13 protein-coding genes are annotated in these 14,257 nt (G+C 59.2%); all 13 read right to left on the bottom strand.

Going from position 1 to position 14,257, the window contains the following annotated elements; translation table 11 throughout:
* Nucleotides 1-31: 31 nt before the first annotated feature.
* A complete protein-coding gene (locus CUR33_RS01670; protein ID WP_289238491.1) occupies nucleotides 32-3,448 on the bottom strand; it encodes a LamG domain-containing protein in 3,417 nt (1,138 codons plus the stop codon).
* Nucleotides 3,449-3,578: 130 nt separating this feature from the next.
* On the bottom strand, nucleotides 3,579-3,926 hold the full coding sequence (locus tag CUR33_RS01665; RefSeq protein ID WP_241693806.1) for a pilus assembly protein MshP: 348 nt from the start codon (nucleotides 3,924-3,926) through the stop codon (nucleotides 3,579-3,581).
* Nucleotides 3,927-3,960: 34 nt separating this feature from the next.
* Nucleotides 3,961-4,887 carry a PulJ/GspJ family protein gene (locus tag CUR33_RS01660; RefSeq protein WP_289238490.1) on the bottom strand — a complete coding sequence of 309 codons (927 nt, stop codon included), beginning with the start codon at nucleotides 4,885-4,887 and terminating at the stop codon, nucleotides 3,961-3,963.
* Entirely contained in the window at nucleotides 4,887-5,375 is a 489-nt protein-coding gene (locus CUR33_RS01655; protein ID WP_289238631.1) for a type IV pilus modification PilV family protein, read from the bottom strand. Before CUR33_RS01655 ends, CUR33_RS01660 begins: the two co-directional genes overlap by 1 nt.
* Before the next feature lie 2 nt (nucleotides 5,376-5,377).
* Nucleotides 5,378-5,821, bottom strand: a complete 444-nt coding sequence (locus CUR33_RS01650) for a type II secretion system protein (RefSeq protein ID WP_289238489.1) — start codon at nucleotides 5,819-5,821, stop codon at nucleotides 5,378-5,380.
* Between the two features lie 5 nt (nucleotides 5,822-5,826).
* Entirely contained in the window at nucleotides 5,827-6,315 is a 489-nt protein-coding gene (locus tag CUR33_RS01645; protein WP_289238488.1) for a type IV pilin protein, read from the bottom strand.
* 29 nt (nucleotides 6,316-6,344) lie between these two features.
* Complete coding sequence (locus tag CUR33_RS01640) at nucleotides 6,345-6,851, bottom strand: type II secretion system protein (protein ID WP_289238487.1); 507 nt, start codon at nucleotides 6,849-6,851, stop codon at nucleotides 6,345-6,347.
* A gap of 9 nt (nucleotides 6,852-6,860) precedes the next feature.
* Entirely contained in the window at nucleotides 6,861-7,385 is a 525-nt protein-coding gene (locus CUR33_RS01635) for a hypothetical protein (protein WP_289238486.1), read from the bottom strand.
* Nucleotides 7,382-8,638: a type II secretion system F family protein gene (locus CUR33_RS01630; RefSeq protein ID WP_448703062.1), complete on the bottom strand. Its 1,257-nt coding sequence runs from the start codon at nucleotides 8,636-8,638 to the stop codon at nucleotides 7,382-7,384. Before CUR33_RS01630 ends, CUR33_RS01635 begins: the two co-directional genes overlap by 4 nt.
* Before the next feature lie 10 nt (nucleotides 8,639-8,648).
* Entirely contained in the window at nucleotides 8,649-10,373 is a 1,725-nt protein-coding gene (locus tag CUR33_RS01625; protein ID WP_090254789.1) for a GspE/PulE family protein, read from the bottom strand.
* Nucleotides 10,373-11,722 (bottom strand): tetratricopeptide repeat protein, encoded by a 1,350-nt coding sequence (locus tag CUR33_RS01620; RefSeq protein WP_289238484.1) that lies wholly within the window; start codon nucleotides 11,720-11,722, stop codon nucleotides 10,373-10,375. Before CUR33_RS01620 ends, CUR33_RS01625 begins: the two co-directional genes overlap by 1 nt.
* Complete coding sequence (locus tag CUR33_RS01615) at nucleotides 11,719-12,651, bottom strand: ExeA family protein (RefSeq protein WP_289238483.1); 933 nt, start codon at nucleotides 12,649-12,651, stop codon at nucleotides 11,719-11,721. Before CUR33_RS01615 ends, CUR33_RS01620 begins: the two co-directional genes overlap by 4 nt.
* A gap of 4 nt (nucleotides 12,652-12,655) precedes the next feature.
* Nucleotides 12,656-14,257, bottom strand: coding sequence for a pilus (MSHA type) biogenesis protein MshL (locus tag CUR33_RS01610; protein WP_241693803.1), 1,602 nt, complete (start codon nucleotides 14,255-14,257; stop codon nucleotides 12,656-12,658).

Here is a 14,257-nt window from a genome sequence, read left to right as displayed (position 1 = left end):
GCAAGGCCGCCGCACAGGCGGCCTTGTTATTTCAGCGATACAGCTCGCGGCGGTAGATCACCGGGGCTGAGCCCTTGTATATCCCAAAACTGGCCAGGCCTCGTGCTGCCGAACGGGTTGTCCCGTCCCAGGGGTACTGCAACCAGCTGGGCGCGGACGGATAACTGACCTGCACCGAACCATCGTTGCCGCTACCTGGCGCACTCATTAGCACCTGACGTTGAGTTGGATTCAGCGCCCAAGCCAGGCTGGCTGTGGTTTCCACCGCGGCCAGATTGCCACTGAATTGATCCAGCTGCGCCGCCCCTAGGCTGACAGCCGTGGTGCAGGTGTCCAACCCTTCAGGCTGAAAGCTGCCGTTTGCGTTAGCCTGCCAACTCTCCAGCACCACCGGCAGACTCAGCCCCTGCAGTTCCGAGCCATGCGCGTTGCCCAGGCGCAAGCGGCCCAGACGCACTTCGCTGCCGGGGCTATTGATAAAGTCATAGCTAAAGTCTTGGCAGCCGCCCCCAGCACCGATACAAACCCCATCACTGTCAGTTAAGGCTGCCGCAACAAAACGCTGCTGCACACTGGCCGTAAACGGATAGTCATCGCTGCTCGGCAGCTCCGCCGGTTTATAGAGCAGCTGTTGATTGCTCCAGCGAAAACTCTGTTTACCATCCCCATCCCCCGCACCCTCTTGTGTGAGGTTGGCCGTCCCTTGGCTGGCAAGGCGCGCATCAAGTCCAACTACCCCGGTAGTCGAAATAAACGCACCGGCATTCGGTACTGCCAGACGCCAAAAGTCACCACGATCATAGTTACTCGTGACGTTGCCGCTTCTGTTGTAACCAGTAACCATCAAGGTCGGCTCATTGCCTGAAGTAAAACCCATGGGCTGCCCTTGATAACTGAAGGTACTGCCACAACTCGGCGTCAGGCTGGCGCTGCCGGCCGCGCCAAGATACGCCGGAATAAAACGCCCAACCAGACCACTGCTGCCGCCACTGACCGTCTCACCAAAATAACCGTTAGCCGGTGGCGTGGCCGTCAACCTAAACACACCAACTTCAGAAATAGATTGGTTTTCCACGGTAGTTTCATTGCCCACGAGATGGGCATAACTGCTGATCCCAAGCACACCGTTGCTACCACCAGCAGGCGCTTGAACTTGGCTATTCAAGGCAATGTTGTTCTGACGATAGTTAGGTGTAACGAGATTGTTACTCAGGTCTGCTGCCGTAAGTGGCTCAGTATCACTTTGCCAGGCTACTGCCTTGATGCGCATGCTGAACGGATCGCCAGCACGTACACCACCCGGGAACACAGGACACGATATGTTTGCAGCACAACTGCCCGCAGCATCAGTCTCCAGCAACAATCCATAGGGCTTGCTTACAAACTGATCAACACCCGTCATCAGCAATCCGTCATCGTCAGAGTCGTCATTGCCAATGTAGCGAGCACTGAGCGTCACCAGCCCAGCATCGTCGTAACGCACAGTAAGTGGTGCGCTGGCGTTCGCATCAAAATTCAAGTCGAGCGCAGCGGTACCTCCCACCAAGCCCACGCCATTGACGACAACAGGCTCGGTTCCACTGTCAGGGTCGGTGTACGTAGAGCTAAATTGGACATTGCGCTTACCACTTGCAAAGCCTGGAACACAGGCCTGACTGGCATTATCTTTGCGCACAGCTCGAATGGTTGCGTCAGCTTGCCGCGCTGCCAGCAAATTGGGGACATCCAACAAAAAACCGCTGTCTGCAAAGGTAATTGAACAACTGTTCGAAGCCCCCCCCAACTGGCATCGGGAAATGTTGCTAGCAACCGGCTTTACTTCTACAACATCCAGCAAAAACGTGCCTGCAGTTCTCTTATTGAACTGCACAGTACCTGTACCACCTGAGAAACTGGCGAATCCAACAGCCTGTTCGTCTAAACGGAGGGTCGCACTAACGCCTCCGGTATATAACGAAGTGCAAAGACTGTCGACGCACGCCTGCAGCGTTAGGGTCTCTGGGTTACAGGTTAACCCTGCGCCATCATGGTTAATTCGAATATGATCAATCACCACACAGGGATGTGTCGCAACCACGTCAGCCAAAACAGCAGCATTACTAATTTCAAAATTGTAAACCCGCACACTATCGAAAGTACCATCGGCCGAGTTTAGCGTTCCATTTTGACCGATCACGGAACTGCGATTATCACCAACAAATAACGTACCTAAATTACTGGGCAGAATGCCATTAGTAGTTGTCTGCGCGACCCTCGCGAGCACGCCATCCACGTAAATCCGAAGAACGGTCTGGTTTGTACCTGGTGCAAATCGCCAAGTAACAGCAATATGTTTCCAAGCATTGGCATTCACCGTTTGGGGGAGTGTGTCTACAGTTGCAAGACCTCCCGCACTATCACTCATCACAAAACGCAACGTGCGATTAGCGCGCTTAGTCAGAAAAAACCAACGATTGTTTTGAGTAGTTGCATCCAACAGCTGATGATCACGAACACTCCAAGCATTATTCCCCCGATACCAGAAGGTAATTGAACCGCTGTTACCAATGGCTGCATCGATATCAAGATTGGTATTTACCGCATTGCTGGTGCCATTGGTATTTGCCGCAATGCGAACCCCCCGGCATATGTAGCCATCGGCCTCAGAAGAAGCACTTCCAACGGCCTGCCCATGGAACGCATTACCGGACCAATCAATAACTTCGTTGACTGTGCCATTGAGCACACCTTCCTCAAAACGGTATTCAGCCAAACGAGCGGGTTCCCCCGAAGGGATAAACCAGCGAATAGCTGTGCCGGAATAGCTATATTCACTATTAAGGGAGTAAAGCGTGAAGTCGGAGTTATCGACTTCAACACCAATAGTGGCACTCACACCACTGGCATTACCTGTACCGTATTGAAAAACAAACTCACCTGATTCATAAAGAATGGCTTGAAAGCTATAGGCCCCACCAAAGTTGAAGTGTGGAACGCTTTCCCAAGACACCACCAACCTGCGATTAGGTGCAGTGCCTTTTGTCTGATATCGCACGGTGCCACCCAACCGCGGGTTGATATCATCCCAATACAACAACATAAGGCGATCGGCCTGCGAACCTGCTGAACAGCCTGAGCAGGCGGGGGGCGTAGTAGTTACTGGCAGATCTGTATTATTAAATTGCCGATGAAACTGAGTATCGGCACCAAACTGCAAAGCCCCATTGGCATGTACACGAACCTGAGTGTAATTAACGCCAGCAAAGCGGAAGGTAAAACCAATATTGATAACTTGTTTGTCATCATCACGAGGAAAACCAGTCTGCGTTTGGTCCCAGACAATATTGGTATTAGCAGACTCCCACGCATAGTTCGTGGACTGAAATGCATAAGTCGCGGCCATTGCCTGAAAAGGAAGAAGAGCAAAAAGTACGAGCAGCAGTCCAACGTGAGACAGCGCATACGCCATCCGTCTAAAGCCGCGAAGCCCGTCCTCAAGGCCCATCTTCATACCCCATTCTCCAACCCAAATAGTATGCTCACCTTGTTGGCGCACGACTCACCAACAACCGACACAGGGCATCCAGCCCCCGCACGGCTCAACGTTCCACGACGGCGGCTAACTGACGATACGCATAATCAGCGCTACCCGTAACACCGTACTCAGCCGTAGCGGTCAGCTGATAAAACTGCACCATTCGGCCTTCCTCACTCACGCTCAACGGCGTGGTCGCCACACAGCTGACACTGACGGCAAACCCAGACACGCTGAAACTGTCAATGCACGCCTCCCCGTTCAGGGCCTGCTTAATGCCCCACTCAAGCCCTGCCTGCGCCGCCTGATATGCGCGCGCTTGCTGAATGGCCAGATTATTGGTGGCATTTTGGCTTACAGCCAGCCGTGCCATGACGGCGATTACGGCGGCCATGATGATGATCACGAACATCGCCGCCACCAGGCCAAAGCCGTTTTGCCGCGAGTCAGGGCGCATTGTCGACGTGCACCTGTTGCATCAGCGTGATTTCCTCACCTTGCAGTTTTACCCCCAACCGCAGGGTCAGCAACGCACCACGGGTATTGGTGCCTGGCTCGTAGGTAAACGTGCAACGCGACACGTTGTCCACCAGTAGCGAACTGTTGCCCACTGCATACGTATAACTGCTAGCCAGACTGGTAAAGCTGGCACGCCGGATAACCCCGGTTCCATTTCCTGTACTCGCATCTGTACCCGGACTCTCACAGTGGTAGCCCACCACTTCTCGGGCCAGGTAAAAGCGCCGCTGCGGCGAGGCGAATTTAAAGCGAAAACCTGAGGCCGCAGCGCCACTGAGGGTCATCGCCCCTGCATTGAAGGCAAACCCAACACCATTGGGTGTTACTACGGCTGGGGTGGCAGCATTACTGCTGTTGAACGGGGGCCAGACGGAATCACCCGCAGTGTTCATGCCGATGTTGTACAGCACCATCCAACGCGCATCGGCGACACGCGCGGCTGTCATGCCGGGGCTCAGCACGTCGATTTCACAGGTCTGCGGCGATGGTGGGCAACGCGGCGGATCATGGCGCACCGTACTGCCGGCCAAATTGGCGCGGTAACGCCCGGCTTCATGAATGGCCAGCAGTTCAACCGTCTGCCCATTCGGCGTGCGCAAGGTATTCGGTACGGCCAGGCGAACGTCGCGAGCCATGCGGTTGAGCGCACCAGACGCCAGGTCCACCAGTGCGGCCCGCCGGCTTTGGTCGACAAACCCTTGCAATGGGTTGGACAGCACACTGCTGATCAGCACCGCCACCAGCGCCGACAGGGCGATCACCATGATCAGCTCCACCAGAGTGAAGCCACGCTCATCAAACCCTCTAGATGCATGCGCACCTGAGGGCGGGATAGCAAATGCCTGGTTGCACATCAGTAGGCCGCCCTGTAGCCATCGAGCGACAGCAGCTGGCCGGCGGGGTCACGCACCGTTACGGTGATTCGCAAGGCATCAGAATCGTTCAGTTGTGCGGGTACTACCGCAACGGTCACCTGGTAGCCCTCAAGTCCAGTCAACGGCGTAACCGATCCCGCGCTGCGCGGTGCAAACGGCTGATTGACGTAGAACAAACCGTTGTAATCGCATAGGTCATCAAAGCTGCTGCGCCCGGCGCCGTCATGGCTCGCTGCACAGGGCGTGGTGGCTGGGAATGCCTGCAAGGTGATTTCTTCCATGTAGGCTTCAGCAATCGCCAAGCTCTGTTGCCGCAGCATGGGGTCCGCCGAACGCCCGGTAATCGCCGCCATGGCTGAAAACATGGCCGCCGACGCGATGCCCAACACCAAAATGGTGATAACCAGCTCCACCAGGGTCATCCCGCGCTGCGCAGGCTTGTACTCAAGACGGGCAAACCGCGGCATGCTCACGGCGTGGTCTCAATAAAACCGGTGACGGGATGGACGCTCAGCACAAAGGCGCCATTGGCCATCTTGGCGGTGTTATCCGGACCCGCAGCGCCACCCAGAGAATTGAATGTAACGTCCAACGCGGCGCTCACGTCAACGTTGTCAGGCTTGCTGGCGGCATAGCTACCGCCAGCCGGGTTGGCCACCGCACTGCCCTCTGCCTGTGCACCACAGGCCGTCGCGTAGGTCAGTGCGTAGCCGGCATTGCTGATCTGCGCCTTGATCGGGCAACCACTGGCCACCGCCAGCTTCTGCCCGTATCGCACTGCCGCCAGGCTTTCTTCAAAAAACAGGCGCTCATCGAACACCTTCCGGTCAAAGAAACGCGGCCCTACCACTGCGGCGAGAATACCGATGATCACCATGACCATCAGCAACTCGACCAGGGTAAAGCCACGCACAGGGTTTAACAGCCTGTGGTCGTGGTAGTACGGACGATAGTCGGAGCCGTAATCACTGCCGGCGTACCCGATGATGTGGCTGCTGTATAAACCACCTGACAGTTAGCTGGCGTAGCTGCACCTTTAGCCTGCACAGTTGCTGTGGTGGTCGTGGTAGTAACGACGAAATCGCCCGTATTGGCAGCGTTGTCAAGAGCTCCCCCAGTAATATTCGCCGCCACTATGATGCCAGCAGGGCTGGCATAGCCGTTGGTAATTGCAACAGCGGCCCCTTCCAGATTGACAGTCCCCGGATTCGTACCAGCCGCCAGAAATGCCGAACGCGTGATCGCGCTGGCCGACTTCATCGCGCCCTCAACACCCTGAATGGTTGCGCGGCGAGCATCGGCACCGAAATCCGCAAACCGCGGCAACGCAAACGCCGCCAGAATGCCCAGAATCACAATCACCATAATCAGCTCGATCAGGGTAAAACCGCTTTGTTGCTTCTTCATCGGTACTTCCTCATTGCAGTAAAGGGGAATTAAGGGGTGGTGCGATCAAAGTTGGTGGTCACGGTGCCGTTGCTGGAGTCATAGACGATGCTGTCGTTAAGGTCATCCAGCTGGTAGGTGTAGGTGCAAACGGCGCCGGCGGCTGAGGCGATGTAGTCCACCGGGTTGGCTGGGGTCGAGGCGGTGCCGACGCGCGGTGCCGAGCCCTGCAGGATGGCATTCCACACCTGCACGCAGTTGAGGACGTCGGCGGTGCCGACGGGCCAGCCCTGGGCATTCACATCCACCGTGCCATCGCCAAAGCCGACCACATCGGTATTGGGCGTGGTGTCATTGCCATTGCCGCGGTTGACTTCCCACTGCGCGCGCACCAGCAGCACGGCCGAGGCCAACGCTCCGCCGGCACCGCGCACGGCGGCTTCGTGGGCATCCTTGGTGACGTTGATAAAACGTGGCAACGCCACGGCGGCAAGAACGCCAAGAATGACGATAACCACCACCAGTTCGATCAGGGTGAACCCCCGGTTGTGCTTCATGCCGCTCTCCTACTCAATCAAACCCTGCGCAGCCAATTGCGCCTGGGGTACTGCCTGAAGTTCAAGGGCCAGACCGCTGCCCTGCCAGTGTGCACCTGCCGCGGTTGCTTGAGGAACCGCCTGGACCCGGTAGGCCTGCAACTCAGTCGAGTCTTCTGCCCATCCGTCACTGAAGCGCCAGCGGTACAGCACCCAGCCAGGCTCAGCCAACCAGTACCAACAGCCGCTGGCGGGCGTGTCACCACGCGCCAGCTCGCCGCAGTAGTTGTCCTGTTGCCAGCGCAGCAACTGGAACGGATTAGCCGTCAGCATGCCGCGTGACAGCAGTCGATCCTGTGCCAGCTGCTCAGCCGTGAGGCTGATCAAACTGCTGGCCAGGTACTCACGGGTGGCCTGCTGCGCACGCCGCTCGCTGACCTGGGCGATCTGCCAGGCCAGCGCCAGCAGCACGGCCACCAGCAGTACACCGCCAATGGTCCAAACGAGCCGCCGCGCCAGGCGCACCTGCTCTTCCAATTGGTACTCGCCCTTCAACGGCCACCCTTGGCCGCCGAAGCCAGTTCCCACATCGGCAAAAACACGCCCAACGCCAACACCAGCACCATAATGCCCATGGCCACAATCAGAATAGGCTCGATGGCATCGGCCAGTTGTTTAAGGTCGTAGTCCACTTCCTGCTCGTAGAAATCCGCCACCTCAACAAACAAGTCGTCCAGCGCGCCGGTTTCTTCGCCAACGGCCATCATCTGCAGCACCAGGGGGGTGAACAGGCCGCTGGCAGACGCGGTGCGGGTCAATGCTTCGCCGCGTTCAATACCTTCACGCATGGCCAGAATCGCCTGACCGATATAGCGATTGCCAACGCTGGCGCTGTTGATCGACAGGGTTTGCAGCAAGGGCACGCCAGCGCGGTACATCATCGCGAAGGTGCGGGTGAAGCGCGCCAGGGCGATCCGCTCGAAAATCCCACCGACAATCGGCAGACGCAGTTTGATCTGGTCCCACTTCAGGGCACCGGCATCGGTCTCGATCCATTTGAAAAAGCCAAACAGGCTGCCACCGAACAGCAGCGCCAGCAGCCACCAGAAATCCTGAAAGAACTGCGAGGTGCCGATCAGTATCTGCGTAGCCCAGGGCAGGTCCGCCTTGAACTGGGCAAACACCTTGGAGAAGGCCGGAATCACGAACAGGTTGATCACCACCAAGGCCACCGCCATGGCGGACAGCACGAACAGCGGGTAACGCGTGGCCTGCTTGATGCGCTTGCGGGTTTCGCGCTCCAGCTCCAGATAAACCGACAACTGGCGGAAGGCCTGATCAAGCTGGCCGGTGTTTTCCCCGACACTGATCATGCTGACAAACAGGGTGTTAAACACCTTGGGATGAGCGTTGAGCGCCACGGCCATGCCCTGCCCGCCTTCCAGATCGCTGCGCACCGCCTGCAGCACTTCGCGCAGGTAAAGGTTGCGGCTGGATTCGGCCAGACCACCAATCGCACGGATGATCGGCACGCCAGCCTTGCTCAGGCTGTACATCTGCCGGCAGAAGATAATCAGCTCTTCCAGGTCGACATGTTTGCGCCGCAGGCTTTCCTTGAGCTGGGCGAACACGTCGCTGTCACTCGCCTGGGCCTGCTCCTCGATGGTCAGCGGGGTAATGCGTTCGGCCAGCAGCTCGCTGGCCAGGCTGTCCGCCGAACCGGACTCACGGCTGCCGATGATCTTGCCGCCTTGGGCATCACGGCCGGTAAAGCGATAGAGACTCACCGCCCGGCCTCCTGGCGCCATGCGCTCGCCATCAGGCCACCCCTTCATCGGTCAAGGTGGCACAGACTTTCAGCACTTCGTCCACGCTGGTGACCCCGGCCAGGGCGTAGTCCAGCGCACAGGCGGCGAGCGGCCGGTAGTGGGCACTGGTCTGGGCCGCTTCGGCAAAGCCTTGCGGGTCATTGCGGCGCAGGGCGGCGATCATGCCGTCATCCATTTCCAACAGTTCATACACCCCCACACGACCGGCATAACCGGTGTTGTGGCACTGGTGACAGCCTGCGCCACGCTTGAAGCTGCGCCCGAGCAGCGGCGCTTTGTAGAGGTTTTCCAGCCAGACCAGCTGACGGGCATCCGGGGTGTGATCCTGCATGCAGTTCTCGCACACCCGGCGTACCAGGCGCTGGGCCAATACGGCATTTAGCGAGGTGGCGACGAGAAAGGGTTCAGCACCCATATCGATCAGGCGCATGGCCGAGGTCAGGGCATCGTTGGTGTGCAGGGTCGAGAGCACCAAGTGACCGGTGAGTGCCGCTCGCAGGCCGATTTCGGCAGTTTCCTGGTCACGCATCTCACCGATCAGCACGATGTCCGGGTCCTGACGCAGCGCGGCGCGCAGCACGCGGGCAAAGCTCAGGTCGATCTTGGCGTTGACCTGCACCTGGTTGATGCGTGGCAGGCGGTATTCCACCGGGTCTTCCACGGTGATGATCTTTTTCTCCGGACTGTTCAGCTCCGACAGCCCGGCATACAGCGTGGTGGTCTTACCCGAACCCGTCGGCCCGGTCACCAGCACCAGGCCAAACGGGCGTTGCAGCAGGCGACGGAAGCGCACCAGCATGTCGGGCGGCATGCCGCTGGCTTCCAGGGTGGACACCCCGCCGGTTTGATCGAGCAGACGCATGACCACTGACTCGCCGTACTGCACGGGCATGGTCGAGACCCGCACATCGATGTTGTGGCCTTTAACGCGGATATTGAAACGGCCGTCTTGGGGCAGGCGCTTTTCGGAAATATCCAGCCCGGACATGATCTTCAGGCGCATCACCAGGGCCGAAGCGACCCGCGCCTCCTTCATCACCTGCTCATTGAGCACGCCGTCGATGCGCTGACGAATGCGTACCACGCCTTCGTCGGGCTCGATATGGATGTCCGACGCCTTCATCTGCACGGCGTCTTCAAACAGGGTTTGCAGCAGGCGCACTACAGGCGCTTCGGTGTTACTGTCAGCGCCGAGTTTGGACAGGTCGAAGTCGCTGTCCTTGAGTTCACCTTCCAGCTCACCGGCAATCGAGGCAATTTCACTGGTGCGCCGGTACACCGTATCCAGCGTCGCCAGCAGCTCGGCCTCGCGCACCACTGCAGGGCGCACGCGAACCTTGAGGATGCGGTCCATTTCATCCAGGGCAAACAGGTCGAGCGGGTCGGACATGCCCACCAGCAGGCCATCACCTTCGCGTGACAGCACCAGCGCGCGGAACCGCCGGGCCATGGCCTCCGGTAGTTTTTGCACCAACTCCTGGTCGAACTTGAAGTGTTTGAGATCGATAAACGGGATCTTCATCTGCTCGGACAAGGCGGTGAGCAGGCGCACCTCATCGACAAAGCCCATATCCACTACTGTGCGGCCCAGTTTGGAGCCCGTGCGTTTCTGGTCCTGCAGGGCCAGTTGCAGCTGCGCATCGCTGAGCAAACCGGCCTGGATCAGCAGGTCACCGAGGCGCACCTTGCGCTGGCGAACATCATCCTGACTCATCAAAGGCCTCCAAGCGCCTTGGCGCGTTCACTGACGAAGCGTCGAGTGCTGTCGTCCAGGTCTGTGCCCAGGAGGGCCAGACGGTAATGGCGGCCAGCTTCGGCCGGTTGATCGAGCTGCTCAAGGGCAATCGCCAGCCCGAGTTGCCAGGTTGACTGGCTGGGCCGCAGGGCGAGCAGACGCTGGTACAAGTCGGCACTGTTTTGCCATTGGTCGGTCTGTTGATAGCTCGCGGCCAGCAACGCAAAGTAAGTCGGTTCCTGTTCGAGGCGCGGCGGGTTCTGCTCCAGCGTCGCCACGGCGCGACGGGTATCACCGGCCTGCAATTGCGCGCGTGCCAGTATCAGGCGTAGCTCACTGTCATCGGGCAGTTGCGCCAGTTGCGCGGGCAGCCAGTCGAGGAGACGCTGCTGATCGTCGGCCGCCAGATAGGCGCGGGCCAACCAGCGCAGCACTTGTGGGTCATGGCCACGGGTGTTTTGCAGGGTTTCCAGCAGGCTAATCGCGCGAGGGTGGTCGCCTGCCTGCAAGGCCTGACGTGCCAAGGTCAGGGTGTCGGGCTGGTACGCGGCAATCTTCACCTGCGGCGCAGCAACGGGTGCGATGGGTTGTACTGCGGCCGGCGGTGGCGAGGCGGCAACAGGCGTCGGTAATGGCGCACTGACCCACCCCGGCAGTGGCGCTTCACTGTGCGCGGTTTCGGCTTCGGCCGGGGGCAGGTTATCCAGTGCCAAAGGGGCATCAATCGCCTCAGCAGGCGTATTCAGCGGCACGTCTATCCAGAGCATCCAGCGGTCACCTGCCGCTTCAAGGCGGTCAGACACTGCCAAGCTATTGCCCAGGCCGACCAGCAGGACTTGCACATCCGTACCCGAGTTCTCCACTCGCCAGGAAATGCTCCGGCCATCGCGCTGCAACCGCCCCTGCTGCAGTTCACCGGCCAGCTGGGTATCTTTCAGGCGCAGGCTGACAGCGCCACTTTCTTCGTTACGCCGATAGGCCACGCTGCGATCCAGCAGCAGCTGCAGCACCAAGCCACGGCCATCATGTTGCGGCAGCACGTCGAGTATCTGCACCGGCGACGGTACCGCCGAAGCGGGCGCCACGGGCAGCGTATCGGTGGCCACCTCAGGCGCTGCGCTGAGCAGCCGATCAACCAACAGGCCAAGTAGCACAGCGAGCACGGCCACCACCGCCAGCACGACAACGCTGCGGCGCAGACGCTCATATCGGTCGCGGCGGGTCACAGCGGTTTCATCCACCGCGTACAGCCCATCCAACTGCAGCCGTTCACTGGGTGCGGCGCGCCGGGTTTCCAGGTCACGCAGCATGTCGTTCACCAGGCTCATGGCAGCCACTCCCGCCAATGCGCCAGCCAGGGCCACGCGCCCACAACCAACATAATCGACAACACACCGGCCAACATGCCCCACCCCAACCAGGGGGAGCGCCGATGCAGGAAAGGTTGCGCACCTTCAGTATCGCGCTGGGCGCGTTTGACATGGCTGACACGCACCTGCCGCACCCCCTCACCGAAGGCCACCATCAAGGCTTTGTGCGCCAGGATATTGAGCAATCGTGGAATACCGCCGCTGCCCTGTACCAAGCACCGTACCGCGGGCATTTCAAACAGCGACTCGCCACGATAGCCGGCCACCGCCAGACGTTCGTTCAAGTAACGGCTGGTGTCTTTGACATCCAACGCACGCAGTTGATAGGAAAAGGTAATGCGCTGGCGCAGCTGACGAAACTCCGGACGCGCGAGGGTCGCATCCAGCTCGGGCTGGCCGAACAGCACCACCTGCAGCAGTTTGGCCCGCTCGGTTTCCAGGTTGGTCAGCAGACGCAGTGCTTCCAGAGTCGCGGTAGGCAGTGCCTGGGCCTCGTCAATCAGTAGCACCGTGCTTTTGCCTGCGGCAGCCAGCTCAATCAGCCGTCGGTGCAAGGCCTCCAGCACCGCCTGGGTATCCAGCTCTTCAATATCTTCAATGCCCAGCTCACGCGCCAAGGCCTGGCGCAAGCCCGTCGGGCTCATGCCCGGATTGGGCAAATAGGCCAGCTGAAAGCGCTCAGCGTCGAGCTCATTGAGCAACGTGCGGCAGAGTAACGTCTTGCCGGTGCCCACTTCCCCTGTGACTTTGATAAACCCTTCACCTTCACCGAGAGCCACGCGCAGCAAGTTGAGGCACGCCTGATAGGGCGCCAGCTGCACCAGAAAACCGGTGTTCGGGGTCAGCGCGAAAGGCTTTTCGTGCAGACCAAAGAAGGCTTCATACATCGGCCTATCTCAGCTCTTTGAAGGTTTGCGCACTCTTGCGCAGCTCATTCAGCCAGACCTCATCACTGACCACCTGCGGCCGCATGAGAATCACCAGCTCGCTCTGCTGCAGTGCTTTGCGCTGCTGCTTGAACAGGTTGCCGACGATCGGCAGGGTGCTGGCCCAGGGAATGCTGGCATCGGTGTTTTCGTTGTTGTTCTGCAGCAGGCCGCCAATCACCACCACCTGGCCACTGCGGGCACGCACAATGGAGTCCGACTGGCGCGTGGTGGACAACGCCAGCGGCAGGTTGAATACATTGTCTTCGCCCAGGGTGATGGTCTTGTTCTGATCACGCACACGGCTGACGGTCGGCCGCACATGCAGGGTCACGGTGTCGTTCTGATCGATCTGCGGCGTGACGTCGAGGGAGATGCCGGAGAAGAATGGCGTCAGAGTGATGTCCTGGGTCGGCTCAGTAACGCCGCCCACCGTGGCCGTGGAACCGGTGGAGGAGACATTGGTGACAAAGAATTCGTCAGTCCCCACCTTGATCACCGCTTTCTGGTTATTCAACGTGGAGATACGCGGGCTAGAGAGCACACGTACCTCACCTTGCGTCTCCAGCAACTCGATCAGCCCGGTGAAATCCCCCAGGGTCAGGGCAATGCCAAATACGCCATTGACCCCGGTTGGGCCACTCAGCGCCGCAGCCCCCAGGTTACTGCTGACATCGCCACCGATCTGGTCCCAGCTGATGCCTGCCTGGAAGCCGTCGGAGAGCTGCACCTCAAGGATTTTGGTCTCCAGAATCACCTGACGCTGCAGGTTGATCTGCGCCTGCTCAAGAAAGCGCGCGACGTTTTCCTGAGCAGCACTGTGTGCCCGCACCACCAGCAGACTGGCCTGCGGATTGACCATCACGCTGCTGTTGCTGTCACCCGCCACGATCATTTCCACCACCTGGCGCACTTCATTCCAGAAGTCGACATTGCTGGAAGTGCTGACCTGGCTGGCGTTGAGGGTAGTCACAGTATTGCTGTTGCCGCTGGTGTTGGTGCTGTTGCTGACGCCGCTTCCCGCGTTGTTGTTACTGGTGCTTTCCACCTGCCCGGAGCTGACCCGTGTATCGGTCTGGCCGATACGCTGCAGGTTGAGGTAGTTGATGTCGTAACTGCGGGTAATCACCTGATTGGGCAGGATCTGGTAGCCATAGCTGGTACGGCGGAAGTCATAACCGTAACTGTCGCGCACCGCTGCGAGCACTTCATCGAGGGTGACGCGGCGCAGGCTGAAGGTAATGGTGCCGCTCACGTCCGGGTGCACCACCAGGTTCTGCCCAGCACCCTCCATAAGGCTGAGAAAGAACTCACGCGCCGGCATATCCTTGGCCGCCACATCAAAGCGCGGGCCACTGCTGAAGCCGCTGCCCAGCGGCGGGATCAACGCGGCCTGCACGGCCAGCGGCGGCATCACCTTGGGGGCGGCCTGAGCCTGCTTGAGGCTGTCATCCAGCAACTTGCCGCTCTGCTCATAGAGTTGCGCGTCACCATCCTTGAAGGTCTGGCAGGCCACAAGCAGACAGCTCAGGCTCAATAGACAGACACTGGGCAAAAATCTGATCAT

Origin of the sequence: Pseudomonas sp. FEMGT703P, from assembly GCF_002786345.1 — a bacterium.
GTDB lineage: Bacteria > Pseudomonadota > Gammaproteobacteria > Pseudomonadales > Pseudomonadaceae > Aquipseudomonas > Aquipseudomonas peli.
This window is presented reverse-complemented; position numbering and strand designations above follow the sequence as displayed.

Excerpts from the sequence above, each read along its gene's own strand:
- CUR33_RS01670 (WP_289238491.1), bottom strand. The coding sequence starts at position 3,448 with ATGGCGTATGCGCTGTCTCACGTTGGACTGCTGCTCGTACTTTTTGCT.
- CUR33_RS01655 (WP_289238631.1), bottom strand. The coding sequence starts at position 5,375 with ATGCCGCGGTTTGCCCGTCTTGAGTACAAGCCTGCGCAGCGCGGGATG.
- CUR33_RS01625 (WP_090254789.1), bottom strand. The coding sequence starts at position 10,373 with ATGAGTCAGGATGATGTTCGCCAGCGCAAGGTGCGCCTCGGTGACCTG.
- CUR33_RS01665 (WP_241693806.1), bottom strand. The coding sequence starts at position 3,926 with ATGTTCGTGATCATCATCATGGCCGCCGTAATCGCCGTCATGGCACGG.
- CUR33_RS01645 (WP_289238488.1), bottom strand. The coding sequence starts at position 6,315 with ATGAAGAAGCAACAAAGCGGTTTTACCCTGATCGAGCTGATTATGGTG.
- CUR33_RS01660 (WP_289238490.1), bottom strand. The coding sequence starts at position 4,887 with ATGTGCAACCAGGCATTTGCTATCCCGCCCTCAGGTGCGCATGCATCT.
- CUR33_RS01620 (WP_289238484.1), bottom strand. The coding sequence starts at position 11,722 with ATGAGCCTGGTGAACGACATGCTGCGTGACCTGGAAACCCGGCGCGCC.
- CUR33_RS01610 (WP_241693803.1), bottom strand. The coding sequence starts at position 14,257 with ATGATCAGATTTTTGCCCAGTGTCTGTCTATTGAGCCTGAGCTGTCTG.
- CUR33_RS01615 (WP_289238483.1), bottom strand. The coding sequence starts at position 12,651 with ATGTATGAAGCCTTCTTTGGTCTGCACGAAAAGCCTTTCGCGCTGACC.
- CUR33_RS01630 (WP_448703062.1), bottom strand. The coding sequence starts at position 8,638 with ATGGCGCCAGGAGGCCGGGCGGTGAGTCTCTATCGCTTTACCGGCCGT.
- CUR33_RS01640 (WP_289238487.1), bottom strand. The coding sequence starts at position 6,851 with ATGAAGCACAACCGGGGGTTCACCCTGATCGAACTGGTGGTGGTTATC.